The sequence below is a fragment of the Myxococcales bacterium genome (genome assembly GCA_016716835.1).
Taxonomy (GTDB): Bacteria; Myxococcota_A; Polyangia; order Haliangiales; family Haliangiaceae; genus JADJUW01.
This window is the reverse complement of sequence record JADJUW010000002.1, coordinates 844,202-860,584: the sequence shown is the minus strand read 5'-3', so window position 1 is coordinate 860,584 and position 16,383 is coordinate 844,202. Positions and strand designations below refer to the sequence as shown.

Here is a 16,383-nt window from a genome sequence, read left to right as displayed (position 1 = left end):
GTTGTCACGTGGTGACCAGCTAGCCATTTTACCCGAAAAAGGCACATTGATTTAGCTGAACCAAACTCAACACCACCTGAGATCATCACAATTTCATTAACAATATTAAGCACTAAACATTTTAGGGATCCAAGAACTAGCTCGCACACATGGTCTTGGCCTTACCCTGTGGTTTGTGCAGCGGGTTCCATCCACTGAAGGCAGGCGTCGGCTAAAGCCGGCGACAAGCGCGCGCATCAAGCGCGACCGCCGCCGCTCGCCATTTGCAGGAGCGCTTGCGCTGCATTTGGTCGTCGTCGCGTGCGCCAGCGGATTTTCGTCGTCGTGCGAGCGGGTCGCCGCAGCCGAACGGCCCGAGGTGTCGCCGATCCGGACGGTCGCGCCTGAGGTTCTGCCACTTGCCCCCCTCGGGGATTTCCGCATGACCTACTACTACGTCGCACACGAGGATCAGCATGCGGCACCGGACCTTGGGTCCGAGAGCCTCGCCAACGAAGTGAGCGAACTAACCGATGCCGCCCCCCCCGACGGCGGGGCCGCTGACGCCCCGAGCGCCGCCCAAGCCCCCGCCGCCCTTGAGGCCGACGCGACCGCCAAGGTGGAAGTCGAGGAAGCGTCGGCCGGCCCCGATGTGCCACGCAAGCAACGGCCAACCCTGGTCACCTTGTTTCACCATAAGACCTGCGAGCCGCTCGCGACGGTCAATCGAAATTTCGCCGCGCAAATCTCCATGCAAGGCACAGGCAGGCTTAACGATGGGCGGCTAATTCGATACGCAGGCGCCTGCGACTGCGCCGAATCGCCATGTTTCGAGCAGGTCAACCCACGGGCCAAATGGGGCACCGGCGCCCGCATGCGCGCGCTCACCCCGTTCCGGAGCGTCGCCGTGGACCCAAGGGTCATTGCCATCGGCGCCTGGCTATATGTCCCGGAGCTCGACGGGCTCAAAATGCCGGGCAACGCGCCATGGGGCAACTTCGTTCACGACGGCTGCGTCGTCGCCGAAGACACGGGCGGCGCCATCGACGGCAAGCATATCGACTTTTTTGTCGCCGGCCGCCAACACTACAATCGCCTCGACCGCAAGCACCGTTTGGACCGCATCACGGTGTTTGACGGGACGCAAAAGTGCGGGGCGCACGTGGCGCGTGGGCGAGTCGCGAGCGCGCCATAAATAGTGGCGGCGGCGATTTGCCAAGGCGGCGTTCGCAGATCACATTGAGGGCGTGCTTGACCTTCCCCCGCCCGTCCGCGTCTTAGTGCTTTGCTGTGTCCTGGGGCTCGGCGCACACGCCTACGCCGATCCTGTGCGCGGCGCGGTGCTGGACGGCAATACGCTAAGGCCGGTGGCCGGTGCCAGCATTACGGTTGCGCGACCGCCCGGCGCGGCGGGACGACCCCCGCTTAGCGCGAAATCCGATGCACGGGGCCTCTACGAGCTTGACCTGCCACGCGGCAAGCACGCGATCACGGTGCGCGCGCGTAGCTTTGCGCCCACCGAAGAAACCCTCGATGTGCCCGCGGGCGGCCTGCCCGACCACGTGTTTTTCATGGTCAGCGACGACGGCGCCGGCGAGGTCATCGAGATTGTCGTCGAATCGCCGATACCACCACCGCCGGGGCGGCAAGACCTCGGTCGCGAGGTCATCACACGCATCCCGGGCACGCGCGGCGATGCGCTGCAGTCGGTGAAAAGCCTGCCCGGCGTGGGCAATGTCAACGCCAACGGTCCTGGCGCCAGCAACATCGTCATTCGCGGCGCGGCGCCCGAAGATTCTAAGGTCATGGTCGATGGCGTGGAGGTGCCGCTGCTCTACCACTTTGGCGGCCTGCAGAGTTTCATCCCGTCAGAGTTCATCCAGAACATCGAATTTGTGCCAGGCGGTTTTGGCGTCGAAGAGGGGCGCTCGACCGGCGGCGTTATCAACGTCGTGACGCGCACGGATGCCGTGGCCAAGCCGGAAGGGTTTGTCGAATTTTCGTTTATTAACCTCGCGGCGTTGGTGCAGGCGCCGGTCAACAAGCAGAAAACCGCGTTTATCTCGGCCGCGGTGCGGCGCTCGGCCATCGACTTTATTCTGCCGCTCATTCCGATCGATCTGAAATTTGTCACCGCGCCGAAATACTACGACGCGCAGACGCGCTTTGTGTGGACGCCCAGCGCCCGCCATCGGGTGTCGGCCTTTGGCTTTCTCTCGATCGATAAGCTCGGGCTCATTACGGAGCAGCTCGATCCAAACGAACCCGATTTTACGGGTCAGTTCGACTTCTCGACCGAATTCTATCGCCTCATCGGCAGCTGGGCCTATGCGCGCGAAGACCTCAATAATCGGCTCACCCTCTCGGGCGGCACCACCAAGTTTGGGTTTAACCTCGGCGCGACCAACTCGCTAGAAACCGTTACCGATCAGATCGAGCTGCGCAATGACACGGGGGTCAAGCTTAGCGAGTACGTAACGCTGCGCTTTGGCGCCAACGGCCGCCTCGACTACCGCGACCTCTTTGCGACGTTGCCGGCGTTGCCCGGCGAGGGGGAGCTGCCGACCGGAAACTTTTCGGACGGGCCGCGGCTCGAGTACGACCAGAAATTTACCTACCATGTCGGTGCGGGCTACGCGGCCGCCGATGTGCGCCCCTCGCAAGGGCACCGTGGTTACCGCGGGCGTGCGCCTCGACTATTACGACCGCCTGTCCGCGGCCGTGGTGCAGCCGCGGCTGGCGCTGTCGCAAGAGCTCGCCAAAGACTGGACCTTGCGCCTGGCCGCGGGGCAGTACTCGCGTGGCCTTGATCAGGCCGAAAGCGTGCCAGACTACATTAAGCCCGAGCTGGCGTCGCAGTTCGTCGCGAACGCTGACTTCCAAGCCACCGGCGAGATCAAGCTGACGCTGTCGGGCTATTACACCGATAAGCGCAAGCTGGTGGTGCGCGACGAGTTGCTCGCGCAAACCTCGCCCGAGGACGCCTATACCAATCGCGGGCGCGGCCGATCGCTTGGCGCCGAGATCTTGGCGCGGATGCAGTCTCGCCGTTTTTTTGGCTGGATCGCGTACTCCATTTCGCGCTCCAGCCGAGTCGACTTTGAGGGCGACGTGCGGCGCCTATTTGATTTTGATCAGACCCATAATTTTGTCGCCGTCGGCAGCTATCGCTGAGAAAACTGGGAGGGCGGTGGCCGCTTTCAGGCGAGCAGCGGCGAGCCGGACACACCGATTGTCGGTTCGACCTACCTTTCGGATATCAACGCCTACATCCCGGTGTTTGGCGAGCAATTCAGCATCCGCAAGGAGAGCGCGCATCAACTGGATATTCGCGTCGATCGCCATTGGAAGTTTAAGACGTGGAAGCTCTCGGCCTTCCTCGACGTGACCAACGTCTATGCGCATCCGCGCGTGCTTGGCTATAGCTACAACTTTGATTACACCAAGCGACAAAACATTACCGATCTGCCGATTATCCCCGCCTTTGGCGTGCGTGGCGCTTTTTAGCGTCGTTAATCTGTCACCTCGAGGCGGCAATTCCGCGCGGCGGATGAGCTAGAGTCCGCGCGCCCATGCCGACGTCTCGTCTCGCCACGCTGCTGACTTTGGCGTTGCCCGTGGCGCTCGCGCGAGCCACGCAAGCCGTCGATGGTTTTGCGGACGCGTACATGATCGCGCCGCTTGGCAAGACCGCGCTGACGGCGACGACGACGGGCTCGCTCAATTTTTTCGGGCTGTTCATTTTTGCGATGGGCATGTGCACCATCATACAGAGCTACTCGTCGCAGTTTACGGGCCAGGGCGATATCGCGGCGGCGCGACGCTATGGCAGCTATGGCCTGCTGTTTGCCGCGGCGATTGCGCTGCTGGGCCTAGCCGCCATGCCGTTTATCGCGCCCGTAGTCAGCGCGCTGCCGTACGACGTCGCGGTCAAGGATGAGATGGCGCGCTACATTGAGATCCGTTCGATCTCGCTCGGCGGCGGCATTGCCATTGAAGCGTTGGGAAACTGGTACGGCGGCACCGGCAACACCAAGCTCGCGATGCGCGCCGGCTTGTTGTCGATGGTAATCAACATCGCGGCAAACTGGCTGCTCATTGGCGGCAATTGGGGATGCCCCGCGCTGGGGGTAGAGGGCGCCGCTTGGTCGAGCGTCATCGCCAATTGGCTTGCGGCGAGCTATATGATCTGGCACTTCGTGCGCGATGGCCGCCGCCAAGTGGGCGCGCGCGTCGGCACGACGGCGGCAAGCCGCGGCGGCTGGCGTCGTGAGTTTTTCATCATGCTTTGGGTTGGGCTGCCGGCAGGCCTCAACTGGTTTTTTGAATTCTCTGCATGGTTGGTCTTCGTCAATGGCGCGGTCTCTGGCCTCGGCGACTTGGCGGTGGGCGCGCTCAACGTGGTGATGCAGATAAACTCGGTTTCGTTCATGCCGGCATTTGGCCTGGCGACCGCCGGCGCCATCTTGGCAGGTCAGGCGATCGGCGCGAAAAAACACGACGAAGTACCTGGGATTGTGTGGCTTACGTTTCGCGTCACCGCGGTGTGGATGCTGCTGATGGCGACGCTCTATGCCCTGTTGCCGGCGCTGATTCTCGGCGTGTTTTCATCGGCATGGCCGGCCGCCGATCGCGACGCCTTTGTCGCCATGGCCATCCCGATGCTGATGCTCAGCGCGGCGTGGCAGCTCTTCGACGCGGCCGGCCTCACGCTAGCCGAGACCCTGCGCGCTGCCGGCGACACGTTTTGGCCGACGACGCTGCGCATCGCGATCGCCTGGCTGGTCTTTCTGCCGTGCGCGTGGCTGGCCGTCGAGGTGTGGCGGCTCGGAGTGGTCGGGCTGATGGCCGCGATCATCCTTTATATCGCGCTCATCGCCGGGGCGATGTGGCTGCGCTTTCGCAGCGGTCGCTGGCGCGCGATTGAACTCACGGCCTCGCCCTAGAGCGCCGCCGCCCGCTGTGCTACCAACGCCGCATGAGCCATTTTCGCATCTGCGAGCTGTTAGCGGGCAAGGCCGAGGCCGGCCAGGAAGTCACCGTCAAGGGGTGGGTTCGGACCCGTCGCGACTCCAAGGCGGGGCTGTCGTTCATCGCGATTTCCGATGGCTCCGGGTTTGAACCGATCCAGGCCGTCGCTGAGGCCGCGCTGCCCAATTACGCCACGGAAATTGTCAAGCTAACCACGGCCTGCGCTGTGGTGGTGACCGGCACGCTCGTTGCGTCGCAAGGCAAAGGCCAAGCCGTCGAAATTGCCGCGAGCAAGGTCGAGGTCGTCGGCTGGGTCGAAGACCCCGAGACGTATCCGATGCAACCCAAGCGCCACACCATGGAGTACTTGCGCGAACAAGCGCATTTGCGGCCGCGCACTAACGTGGTGGGCGCGGTGACGCGCGTGCGGCACTGCCTGGCCAAGGCGGTGCACGACTTTTTCCATCAGCGCGGTTTTTTCTGGATCCACACGCCGATCGTTACCGGCTCTGACGCCGAAGGCGCCGGCGAAATGTTTCGCGTCTCGACGCTGGATTTGGCAAACCTGCCTCGCCTACCCGGGGGCGCCGTTGATTTCAGCCAGGATTTTTTCGGCAAGGAGGCGCACCTAACCGTGTCCGGCCAGCTCAACGTCGAGACCTATTGCATGGCGATGAGCCAGGTTTATACGTTTGGCCCGACGTTTCGCGCCGAAAACAGCAACACGCGGCGCCACCTCGCCGAGTTTTGGATGATCGAGCCCGAGGTCGCGTTTGCCGATTTGGCGGCGGATGCCCAGCTCGCCGAAGACTTTTTAAAGTTTATTTTCGCGCGGCTGCTCGACGAGCGGCGTGACGATATGGCGTTTTTCGCGCAGCACATCGACAAGACCTGCCAGCAGCGGCTTGCCGCCTTGGTGGAATCCACCTTTCGCCGCATGACATATACCGAGGCGGTTTCGATCCTCGAGAAGTCGAGCAAGGCCTTTGAATTCCCGGTGCGCTGGGGCGTCGATCTACAATCCGAGCACGAGCGCTACTTAACCGAGGAGGTCGTCGGCGCGCCCATCGTGGTCACCGACTACCCGCGCGATATCAAGGCGTTCTACATGCGGCAAAACGACGACGGCAAAACCGTCGCCGCGATGGATATCCTCGCGCCCGGCATTGGCGAAATCATCGGCGGCAGCCAACGCGAAGAGCGCCTCGGCATGCTCGATGCGCGCCTGGAAGAAATGAAACTGCCCAAAGACCAATACTGGTGGTACCGCGACCTGCGACGCTACGGCACCGTGCCGCACGCCGGCTTTGGCCTTGGCTTTGAACGCGCCATCCAATACGCCACCGGCATGGAAAACATTCGCGACGTGATTCCTTTCCCGCGCGCGCCCCGCCTGGCCGAGTTCTAGACAGAACGCATTGAGTGGGGACCTTGTGGTGTACGGCTTCGCGAGCCTCGTTACAGCCAGACGGCTGCGCCTCGGCATCGCTGCAGGCGTGCACCACAATCTCCTCCACCCACTGCATTCTGTTCTCCGCCATTTTAGATCTAGCTCTGCGCGATCCTGGTTACCGCGCGCGCGATGGCGCTTTGGTATATAATGCGGCGATGTCGTGGACCACGTCGACCAAATGCTTCAGCCAGGCACGCGTCGCCGCGGCGGCGCTGCTTGCAAGTGCCTTCGCGGCGTCGGGTGCCCAGGCCGATGACCATTTAGGTACGCGAGTAGCGCCCGACGACCCGCCGGCGTTGTTCATAAACCTTGCGCCAGCCACCGGCGTAGGCGCGCTCAGCCAAGCCTCGCATGCGGCAATTGTCGCGGGCGCGGGCGTGGGCCTAAGATTGGGCGAGGCCTCGGGCGAGGCAGCCGTGCACCTCGGCACCGGTGCCTACGCAAGGCATACAATGCCGAGCTGCAAGGGCGTTACTTTTCGACACCGACGACATATTTGATTGGGCTCTTGCAATATGGCTGGGTTGAGCCCGACGACGATGGCCGTGCGTATGCCAACGCCACCGCCTTCGTCGGTTTTGGCGCCATGCTCGCAGGCTCGCGTCACTTATATGCCGAGCTCGCGGTGGGCACAGGCAATGCGTGGATCACCGAGGCCGCCGGCGAGGAGCGTTCGGTGTTTGAGGCACGGGCGCAACTGCGAATCGGCTGGGCGTTAGGCGGGTTCAGTCCGCAGCCGCGGGCGGGCAGCGCAACTGCCCCGTAGGCAGGTTGACAGGCCCCACCTTTGTGGCCAGAGTTCGGCATGGCAATTATTCTTCCAGAACTCCCTTATTCCAAAGACGCGCTCGCCCCGGTGATTTCGCCAGAAACCATCGAGTATCACTACGGCAAGCACCACCAAGCCTACGTCAACAACCTCAACAACTTGTTGCCAGGCAGCAAGTACGAGGCGATGAGCCTCGAGGACATCGTGCGCGCTAGTGGTGGCGTCGCCAGTGAGGCGCCGGTGTTTAACAATTCGGCGCAGGTGTGGAACCACACGTTTTACTGGCACTCGCTTGCGCCTAAGGCCGGCGGTGAACCGAGCGGCGCGATTGGCGCGGCCATCGCGAAATCGTTTGGCTCGTTTGCCGAATTCAAAGACAAGTTCAGCAAGGCGGCCGCCGGGCAATTTGGCTCGGGCTGGGCATGGTTGGTGAAAAACGCCGACGGCTCGCTCGCGATTGAAACCACCAGCAACGCCGGCACGCCGATGGCAACCGGCAAGACCTGCGTGCTCACGATCGACGTGTGGGAACACGCCTATTACGTCGACTATCGCAATGCGCGGCCCAAATACATCGAAGAGTTTTGGAAGCTTGTGAACTGGGACTTTGCGAATAAGAATCTCGTGTAGGCTCGCCGAAGGTCGCTTAGGCATGACGCGGGGGCTCGGCGCCGAGGCTTGCAGACCCCATAATTGGTAACCCCAGGCTACCTCGCTGGCCGGGAAGCGAAGTCCCCCGCGCGGGCGAGGCGAGCTAACCCTGCAAGGTTCCGCAGGCGAGTGGCCGCATGCCGTGGCATGGGGCTTGCTTTGGCTTACGCCATGTCAAATAAAAAAACTATCACATGGATTACAACGCTCGTCCTCCTGGCCGGCTTCGGGACCACCGCCAGCGCCGCACGCAATACTGGCGGCGCCAGCCGCATCGAGGCGTCACAGGGGGCTTCAAAGGTGCGATCGGCTCGCCTCGTGCGCGTTCGCCACGGCAAATCGGCAGGCAAGCTAACCGCGTCGCCGGTGCGCGCCAAGGTCGCCACCCAACGCTCCAAGGCCGCCCAAGCTGAGGCCGCCGCCGTCGATCGCCGCATGCTTAACGCCGCGCCCCTCGCCAGCGTGGCGTTCACGATCGTCTCTGCGGCAAACGAACTTGAATTTCTTGCCGGCGCGGGACTCGTCGCCACGGCCATATCGACCGTCTTTTGGGCCGGCGCGAAATTCTTAAACTTCTTGGACAAGCGCTCGGACCGCGCCGCCGCGCGCGACAAGCCAAGCCTGGTTACGCCATAGCGCCACGCACCGCCGGCAGTGCGAAGCGCACCTCGGCGCAGGTGCCGCGCGCCATGTCGATGAGCACGATGCCGGGCACCGCAAACGCGACCTGGTACTCGAGCAGCTGGCGCCGCGTCGCCGCGGTTTGTAGTTGCGGCGCGAGGTCGCCGGTCTTGACCTCGGCGACGAACACGATGCCGTCGCGGGCCACGACATAGTCGCACTGCAAAACGGCATGATGCGGCACCTCATCGACGAGGTAGGTGACGTGATGCCGCGTCTGGCCAGCGACGATGGCGTAGCCATGTTGCTCAAGCAACGCTGCGGCGCCCTGCTCGCCAGCCTGCGCGATGCGAGCGCGACGGCGAGCGTGGGCCGAGCGCCGCCACGCGGTCATGCGGGCGGCAAGCCACCATCCAAGAAGCGCCAAGCACAGCGCGAGCAAGAGGATGGTGGCGCCGCTAGCTAGGTTCACCGATAAATTGTGTCACGCGGCCCTGACGCGGGCGGGGGGCAGGCGGCGGACGGCTACTTGCGCTTGTTGCCGTTTTCCTCGGGCACCACGACGTACCAGCGCCCATCTGGCCCACGGAAGCGCTTTTGCACCTGCGGCTGGCCTTGCGCCGCCACCTGCTTGGGCAATTCGCCGGTGGTGACCGCGATGCGCTTGGTTTCTTTTCCGCGCAGCAAGTCGAGCATCACGGGTTTGCCGGCGCCCGAGAGCGCGACGCGCGTTCGCAAGATGCGATCTTCGGTCATAGGCTCACCGCCGAGCGCGACGATGATGTCGCCCTGCGCGACGCCGGCCTTGCCCGCCGGTCCGTCTTTCGCCACTTCGGTTACGAGCACGCCGCGCGAGGCGGGCAAGCCTTTTTCCTTGGCGATCTTGCGATTGACGGTTTGGATGCCTATCCCGAGGTAGCCGCGCGACACCTCGCCCTTGGCGCCTAGCTCGCCCACGACATAGCGAATCATGCTAGACGGAATCGCAAACCCCATGCCCTGATAACCACCGGTGCGGCTGGCAATTGCCGTGTTCATGCCAATGAGCTCGCCTCGCAAGTTGAGCAGCGCGCCACCCGAGTTGCCCGGGTTGATTGCGGCGTCAGTTTGGATGAAGTCTTGATAGTCTGTGATGCGGCCTAGGCCGCGTCCCTTGGCCGACACGATGCCCATGGTCACGGTTTGGCCAACGCCAAGCGGGTTGCCAATTGCGATCACGACCTCGCCAAGGCGAACGCCGGCCGAATCGCCGAACGTAACCGGCGTGAGCCCGGGCAGCTTGCCTTGTAGTTGCAACACGGCAACATCGGTGGGTTTGTCGGCACCAATTAATTTCGCGTCATATTCGTTGCCATCGGAGAGCGTAACGACGATTTCGTCGGCGTCTTCGATCACATGGGCGTTGGTGATGATGCGACCATCGGCCGAGATGATGATGCCCGAGCCGATGCCGCGCGGCATCAGTTGTTCGCCATCTTCCTGAGGGTCGCCGAAGGGCGATGGGCCGAAGGGATTGCCGAACGGACTATGAAAGCCCGTCGCCGCGCTCTTGATGTCGGTCGAGGTCGAAATGCTGACAACGCTGTTTACGGTGCGTTCGGCGACGTTGGCGATCGCGTCCGCGGGAAGAGCCGCGAGCGGCGACGAGACCAGCGGCTGCGCAGGCGCCACCTGCGGCAGCCAATTTTGCGGGCTTGCCATGGCACTCGGCACCGCGAGTTCTGTGGTCTGGCCCTGGCCAACCACCATCAGGCCTGCAACGACCCATGCGCAAACAGCAGCAGCAACGGCGAATCGATTCATATGGTCCTCCTAGTCAGTCTTGGACCTTACAACCATAGCTGGGGTTGGCTGTATTCCCAGGCTTTAGGGCCTGGGCCTGGCGATTTGGCTGGGGCGGCCAGCGCGGCAGAGGTGCCTACTGAAATACCGTGGCCAAATCGGCTTCGACTCGGCTCGCCATAGATCCATCGAGCAGGCCCGGTGCGCGGGCGCGCGCCGTGACCAGGTAGTACTCAGTCGTGGTCGGCGCAGGGCTGGCCGGGGCGGCTGCGGCTTCCGCTGGAGGGCTGCCGGCAACCTGCTTGGCGTGGAAGGCCACGCTGCCCAGCGGCTGGCCCGCCTTGTCGGCATACGTCAGCGTGACCAACGCCGCATCGGACCCGAGGTCGACATCGGGGCGATACTTGCTCGGCCGTAGCCGGTCGATGCTGCTAATAAAGTTTGCGGCAGTTTGGTCCGGCGCTCCGGTTGCTGAATCAATCCAGGTTTTGGTCGTATTGCCCTTGTCGTCCTTGCCGGCGCCACGCTGCAAGATTTTTTGCTTGCCGCCCGCGGCAATGGTGACGCGATCAACCTTGGCGACATCAAACCCTTTAGGGTCAGTGAGGCGCAGGCCGGTCTCGCCGCCGGCGAGCGGTTCCACCAACGATCCGGCAATGATGAGTAGGCGCTTGCCCGTCTCGTCAAGGGCGTAGCGCTCACTGCCTCCGCTAACGCGGCCGCCAATTGTAAGCGTGCGCGCGCCACCGGCGAAGGCAAGCTCTAGCTTGGCGGTTTTTTCGGCGAGGCCGAATGCCTTGGTCTCCTCGGCGGTGGGCAGCGGCAGCTGGCGCAGCGCGCGCAGGCCGGCGAGCTGCGACGCGAGTTCGACCACCGTGTCGGAGACCGGAAATTCGCTGGTCACCTCGACATCTTCGAACTCGGTGATGGGTTTCTTGGCTGGCACCTCGCCTTCGGTGGACTTGCTGGCGGCTGCCGTCGGCGTTGGTGGCGCGGGCTTGGCTTTCTTTTCGCGCCGCACCTCGGTGCCCCACCAATAGGCGTCGGCGCCTTGCCCTCGACGGGTCAACGTCACGGTCTTGGCGTCGGTTTTGTAAACCAGGCTGGCGAGGTCGCCGCTCTTTTTGTCAAAGACCACCACCGACCCGAGGTCGGCCTTGGCCTTGGTGTCCCGGGAAATCGTGCGATAGCCATAGATCAGCATGACGGCCAACAAGACGCCGTGAATGATTGCGCCCTTCATAGTTTCACCTCGCTTGTGCGTCGTCGTGTCGTGAGCATGCCAGCGCCAAATACAAAGAGCGGCACGCCAATGATGGTTAGCAAAAACCACGCCGCATCTTTGCTCTTGCTGTGTTCAAGCGGCTTGTCATCCTCGTCGACGACCTCGCCGGCAAAAGCCTCATCGCCGCCCAGCCATTTCATCGCGTCGTCCAAGATCGGCGCCCCTAGCATCTGCGTGTAGACGACGCCGCGGTTGTTAACGGTGAGATCTGCGAATAGATCGGCGTCCGCAACGATGAACGCACGGTAATCGGTGGGCCCTGCGTCGGCAGGCTTGCTGGGCTTGGCGGGCTTTTCGCTATGGGCTGGGGAGGCAGCCGGCGGCGTAGCGGCGCCGTCGACGGGCTTATGTGCATGGCCGTCGCCAGGGCCGTGGCCCGGCGCTTCTGCGGCTGGACTCGGCGGTGCCTCGCTGATCGGGTCGCCCCCTTGGGCCGCCTGCGCGGCGGCAGGCGCAATGGGCCCTTCGATGGCCGCGGCGAGATTTTGCTTGCCGCGCTTTTCTGACGCGGCATCAAACGCGAAGTTGCCATTGAGATCGACAAACGACTTGTCACCGCTGCGGATGACAAACGTGCGCTTGGGCGCCACGCCGCCCGAGGCACCGCTGTCAAACGGCCGCTCCACCAGCGATCCCGCCTCGATAAACAACATGCCGCCGCGCGCCGCGCGCGAAAGCGACGTCGTCGACGCATGGGCTGAAAACTGGTTCGTGATCAAGAACTTGCGATCCGCCGGCGTGCCCGTCTGCGGCATAAACTCGCGGCTGTCATCTGATACGACGACGTGATTGTCAAAGGCTAGGCCAAGGCGCGCCTCGAGTGGCCCCAGCGCATTGACGGCCGTTGGGTCGAGCGCCGCCAAGAGGCGACCGCCGCGCAGGAGATAGGCGTCAAGCGCCGCCAGCTCTTGCGGCGAAAGCGGCGACGAAGGCGACAACGTCATCACCACCGTGGCGTCTTCGGGGACGCCGCGCGCGAGGTCGGCAGGCAATAAATCTTTGAGCTCATAGTTGAGCTCGCCGAGCAGCCGGCGTAGCAAGGTCGCCGCGCGCGCCGGCAGCCGGCCCTTGAGCAGCGGATCCGTCGATTCAGGGTCGTTTAGTTCGCCATGGCCGACCGTAATGTAGACCTTGCGTTTTTCGCGCACCAGCTTGAGCAGGCGGCTGTTGACCTCGCGGTCGAACTTGCGCAGCTTGCCGCTCTGCCGCCTGGCCTTTTGGATATCCGTGTCGACGTCGATGAGCTCGAACTTATCGCCGCGCACGAGCACGACAGCGCCGTCTTTGACGACGCGATATTTTTGCGCCAGGCTCGCGTCGACCAAGCGGTCGCGCGCTTCGATGGTGATCTTGCCGGTTGCCCGCGCCAGCTCTTGGAAGTAGGCGGTCACCTCATCTTTGACCTCGTTGACCGCGGGAAAAAATAGCAACACCGTTACGGGCTGTGGTTGCAGCGACACGATCTTTGCCGTCGACTCGCCGGGTGATGAGGTCTTGAAATAGCTGACATCTTTGCGCACGTTGCGCTCGCCGGCGACGCCGCACGTGGTCATGAGAAACCCCATCGCTAGCGCAACCGAGAGGCCTGCGAGTGCCATTTCGCGCACGCGCTGGTGCTCGACCAGGCCATCGCCATCGCCGGCTGGTTTCGTACCTGCTAAGAATTCAAAGCGTTGCCGTCGCGCCGAGCCCAAGGCCGTCTCGACCATGACCAGCGGCACCAGCGATGCAAACATGACCAGCACCCACAGCACGGTGAGCACCAGCCCAGCATGGCTGCCGGCCGCGTGCTCTCCCAGGCCAAGCACGCCACGCCCCCACGCCGTGCCCACCGCATAAAGCAATAGCGCCAGCAAAATGCCGAGATGGCACCACAGCAGCGTGCGCTCGACGGCGCGGCGCGCACCGTGACTTTTCTGCCAGGCAATGACGCGCAAGGCAATCGCCACCACCACGAGCAGGGCGCCCGCCCAGGTCATGACCTGGCGCGCGCTCTCGACGTCGTAAAAGATGCGCTGCCCGAGCAGCAGCGCCAGCAGGCCAAGCCCGAGCACGAGCGAGAGCCACCATGGAGAGGTTGTTCTCATTGCCATCGTTTTGCCTCCAAGGTCTTCATGGACAAGAGCAAAAAGAAGTAGGTGAGCGCGACATAGTACACCACGTCTTTGATCGCGAGCACGCCGTCCTTAAAGCTGGTGATCGACTGCGGCAGCCACATGCGAAAGATATCGAGCTGCGCCACGGTGGTCGCGAGCGGCGCGTCGAGGCGTTGCGACAGCGGATAGAGCAACGCCATCACCGCCAAGATCGCCGCGCCGATGACGAGCGCGATGAGTTGGTGCTTGGCCAGCGAGCTGGCAAATAAGCCCACCGCGAGGCTCGCGGCGCCGAGCAGCAAGAGCCCAGCATAGCCAACCCAAATCTGCGCCCATGCGATTTTGCCATTGACCTTGATGAGCAGCGGCAAATACAGCGTAAGCAGCAGAAAAAAGGCGAGAAACGTCAGCGCCGCGAAGAACTTGCCAAGAATGATTTGCGAGTCGCGCACCGGCGAGGTGTTGAGCAGCACCATCGAATTGTTTTGCCGCTCGTCGGCGATGAGGCGAATTGAAATCGCGAGGGCCGCAACCATGGTGACAATCGCCGTGAGGTGAAAGAAGTAGCTGAGCACCGCGGCCGACAGCGCCGACTTACTTAGCGCCTGCGACTGAAACAGAATGCCGTCGACGAGCAGCAAGATCGACGTCACGATCCAGCCCAGCGGCGAGCGCAGGTACGCGCCTAATTCGCGCTTATAGATGATGCTAGTTGCTGACATGTTTATCTCCTACGAGCCGTAAGAACGTGCCTTCAAGCTCGCTGCGCGCGTAGTCGAGGCGCAGCAAATCCCAGCCGGCTGCGATGACCGTGCGTCCAAGTTCCGCGCGGACGTCGCGGCTGGTCGCCACTTCAATGGTAACGCCGCCTGCCTGCGAAAAGGCATCGACGATGCGATCGACGCCGGCGATGGCAAGCAGCGTCGCGCGCAAATCGTCCACAGTTGCCGAGTCGTGGCGCACCGTAAGGCTCACCTGACGAATATCGCCGTGCGCCGAGAGTTCTTGCTCGGTACCGCTGCCGATGATGTCGCCTTTGCCAAGCACGAGCAGGCGGTCACAAGTTTGGCTGATTTCGGTGAGAATGTGTGACGACACCAGCACCGTGTGCGCCGTCTTGAGGTCGTTGACCAGCTTGCGCATTTCGACGATCTGCACCGGATCGAGGCCGCGCGTCGGCTCATCGAGAATGAGCAGCTTGGGCTGGTGAATGATGGCTTGGGCCACGCCAACGCGTTGCTTGTAGCCATGCGAAAGCGTGGAAATCACCTGTCCCGCGACGCTAGTTAGCTGAGTCAGCGCCAGGACCTCACCGAGGCGTTTGCGCAACGCGCCCGAGCTCATCGCGCGCAATTCGCCGGCAAACCGCAGGTAGTCGACCACCGTCATATCGCCATACAGCGGCGGCGATTCGGGCACAAAGCCGATGCGCTTCTTTACCTCGTGCGGATTGGCCACGGTATCGATGCCATCGACTTCAATCGAGCCTGAGGAGGGCGACAGGTCGCACGCCAACATGCGCAGCACCGTGGTCTTGCCGGCGCCGTTGAGGCCGAGGAAACCGACGGTCTCCGCATCGGCGATTTCGAACGATACCGGGCCCAGCGCCCGCTTACCGCCATAGTATTTACTGACGTTTTTCACACGGATCATGGATAGCTGTTAGTACCAGTTTTTTTGCCAGGCGTGCGCGGCGAGCTCGTCAATTAGCGCGCTCGAAAGCGGTCCGCGCGCCACCGCGGCGAGGCTGTGATCGACGTGTTTTTTTTGCCGCATGCCGGGAATAACGCAGCCGGCAAATGAGTTGACGAATCTTAACGCGAGTTCGGGAAGATCCGCGGCCTCGTAGTAATCGCGCGGCATTCGCGTCATGGCGATGCCCTTCGCGGTCTCTTCGCTGAGGGCGGCAGGCGCGACATCACGACAATACGCGCAGAGCGCCGCTATGCGCCGCGCCAGCTCGGGTAAGCGCTCGGCCGCGAAATAGCGATTGCGCCAATCATGCGGCGGAAAGGTAGATCCCACGCCAACCCGGCCAGCCAACGCCCCCTCATCCAGCGGGCAGCGAAATATCACGCCAACGTCGGCCGGCTGGCACGCCGCAAGCAAGGCCTCGCGCGGTGCTTGGTCGAAGATGTTGAAGATCACCTGCACCGTGGAAAAATCGCCGCTCGCGGCGGCCCGCAGCGCGGTGGCGGGCGCGTGATCATTGACCGAAAGGCCCCAATGCTGGACATGCCCGGCCCTGGTTAGGCGCTGCATCGCATCGCGCAATTCGGGCCATATGGGGTCGTCGAGCCAGGCGTCGTGCCAAACGTGAAGCTGCGCAATAGGCAGCGTCTCTAGCCGTAGATTGCGCAGCGACTGCTCGACCTGCTTGGTTACGTACGCCGGCGCAAATACCGACGCCAAGGGCGACGTCGCACGCCCGGGCCAGTGATCGTCAGCGGGTGGCACCTTGGTCGCAACGACCACGCTGTCTTGCGCACGCAAATCGCGCACCACCTCGCCAACCAAGCGCTCGCTATTGCCATCGCCGTACTCAAGCGCGGTATCGATGAACGTCACCCCGCGTTCGACGGCGTGGTACACCGCGCGCTGGCTATCGCGGCTATCCTGGCCGCGCCAGCTATCTCCGCCAAGGCCCCACGTGCCGAGCCCGAGGCGCGACACTTCATACCCAGTGCGTCCTAGCTTGATCGTTTGCATGACGCCGCGATACTAGCGGATCGCGGCCCCTTGGGTGCTGCAATCAAGCATGGTTCATGCATAATGC

17 protein-coding genes are annotated in these 16,383 nt (G+C 63.0%); 10 read left to right on the top strand and 7 right to left on the bottom strand.

All coding sequences use genetic code 11. The annotated features are described in order from the left end of the window. Window positions 1-730 precede the first annotated feature (730 nt). The 10 genes from IPL79_18520 to IPL79_18475 all read left to right on the top strand — a co-directional run bounded on the left by IPL79_18520 (window position 731) and on the right by IPL79_18475 (window position 8,459). Window positions 731-1,174 (top strand): hypothetical protein, encoded by a 444-nt coding sequence (locus IPL79_18520; protein MBK9072971.1) that lies wholly within the window; start codon window positions 731-733, stop codon window positions 1,172-1,174. 52 nt (window positions 1,175-1,226) lie between these two features. Next, window positions 1,227-2,789 carry a TonB-dependent receptor plug domain-containing protein gene (locus tag IPL79_18515; protein MBK9072970.1) on the top strand — a complete coding sequence of 521 codons (1,563 nt, stop codon included), beginning with the start codon at window positions 1,227-1,229 and terminating at the stop codon, window positions 2,787-2,789. Beyond that, window positions 2,752-3,153, top strand: a complete 402-nt coding sequence (locus IPL79_18510; protein MBK9072969.1) for a TonB-dependent receptor — start codon at window positions 2,752-2,754, stop codon at window positions 3,151-3,153. The genes IPL79_18515 and IPL79_18510 overlap by 38 nt, the downstream gene beginning before the upstream one ends. Before the next feature lie 102 nt (window positions 3,154-3,255). Next, window positions 3,256-3,486: a hypothetical protein gene (locus tag IPL79_18505; GenBank protein MBK9072968.1), complete on the top strand. Its 231-nt coding sequence runs from the start codon at window positions 3,256-3,258 to the stop codon at window positions 3,484-3,486. A 65-nt stretch (window positions 3,487-3,551) separates the two neighbouring features. Continuing rightward, a complete protein-coding gene (locus tag IPL79_18500) occupies window positions 3,552-4,925 on the top strand; it encodes an MATE family efflux transporter (protein ID MBK9072967.1) in 1,374 nt (457 codons plus the stop codon). Window positions 4,926-4,957: 32 nt separating this feature from the next. Then, the gene (asnS, locus tag IPL79_18495; GenBank protein ID MBK9072966.1) at window positions 4,958-6,358 is read left to right on the top strand and encodes an asparagine--tRNA ligase; all 1,401 of its coding nucleotides are present in this window, start codon (window positions 4,958-4,960) and stop codon (window positions 6,356-6,358) included. Window positions 6,359-6,558: 200 nt separating this feature from the next. Next, on the top strand, window positions 6,559-6,903 hold the full coding sequence (locus IPL79_18490; GenBank protein ID MBK9072965.1) for a hypothetical protein: 345 nt from the start codon (window positions 6,559-6,561) through the stop codon (window positions 6,901-6,903). Then, on the top strand, window positions 6,900-7,169 hold the full coding sequence (locus IPL79_18485) for a hypothetical protein (GenBank protein MBK9072964.1): 270 nt from the start codon (window positions 6,900-6,902) through the stop codon (window positions 7,167-7,169). The genes IPL79_18490 and IPL79_18485 overlap by 4 nt, the downstream gene beginning before the upstream one ends. Window positions 7,170-7,208: 39 nt before the next feature. Continuing rightward, the gene (locus IPL79_18480; protein ID MBK9072963.1) at window positions 7,209-7,802 is read left to right on the top strand and encodes a superoxide dismutase [Fe]; all 594 of its coding nucleotides are present in this window, start codon (window positions 7,209-7,211) and stop codon (window positions 7,800-7,802) included. A gap of 192 nt (window positions 7,803-7,994) precedes the next feature. Then, window positions 7,995-8,459, top strand: coding sequence for a hypothetical protein (locus tag IPL79_18475; GenBank protein MBK9072962.1), 465 nt, complete (start codon window positions 7,995-7,997; stop codon window positions 8,457-8,459). On the opposite strand, the gene IPL79_18470 is transcribed toward IPL79_18475, so the two are convergent. From IPL79_18470 to IPL79_18440, 7 genes are all read right to left on the bottom strand, one after another. Next, on the bottom strand, window positions 8,449-8,916 hold the full coding sequence (locus tag IPL79_18470; protein MBK9072961.1) for a hypothetical protein: 468 nt from the start codon (window positions 8,914-8,916) through the stop codon (window positions 8,449-8,451). The two genes, IPL79_18475 and IPL79_18470, sit on opposite strands and share 11 nt — an antisense overlap. A gap of 53 nt (window positions 8,917-8,969) precedes the next feature. Next, the gene (locus IPL79_18465) at window positions 8,970-10,247 is read right to left on the bottom strand and encodes a trypsin-like peptidase domain-containing protein (protein ID MBK9072960.1); all 1,278 of its coding nucleotides are present in this window, start codon (window positions 10,245-10,247) and stop codon (window positions 8,970-8,972) included. Between the two features lie 115 nt (window positions 10,248-10,362). Further along, window positions 10,363-11,469, bottom strand: a complete 1,107-nt coding sequence (locus tag IPL79_18460; GenBank protein ID MBK9072959.1) for a DUF4340 domain-containing protein — start codon at window positions 11,467-11,469, stop codon at window positions 10,363-10,365. Beyond that, the gene (locus tag IPL79_18455; GenBank protein MBK9072958.1) at window positions 11,466-13,598 is read right to left on the bottom strand and encodes a Gldg family protein; all 2,133 of its coding nucleotides are present in this window, start codon (window positions 13,596-13,598) and stop codon (window positions 11,466-11,468) included. Before IPL79_18455 ends, IPL79_18460 begins: the two co-directional genes overlap by 4 nt. Then, complete coding sequence (locus IPL79_18450; protein ID MBK9072957.1) at window positions 13,595-14,329, bottom strand: ABC transporter permease subunit; 735 nt, start codon at window positions 14,327-14,329, stop codon at window positions 13,595-13,597. Before IPL79_18450 ends, IPL79_18455 begins: the two co-directional genes overlap by 4 nt. Next, entirely contained in the window at window positions 14,316-15,260 is a 945-nt protein-coding gene (locus tag IPL79_18445) for an ABC transporter ATP-binding protein (GenBank protein ID MBK9072956.1), read from the bottom strand. The genes IPL79_18450 and IPL79_18445 overlap by 14 nt, the downstream gene beginning before the upstream one ends. A gap of 9 nt (window positions 15,261-15,269) precedes the next feature. After that, window positions 15,270-16,316 (bottom strand): aldo/keto reductase, encoded by a 1,047-nt coding sequence (locus IPL79_18440; protein ID MBK9072955.1) that lies wholly within the window; start codon window positions 16,314-16,316, stop codon window positions 15,270-15,272. Window positions 16,317-16,383 lie beyond the last annotated feature (67 nt).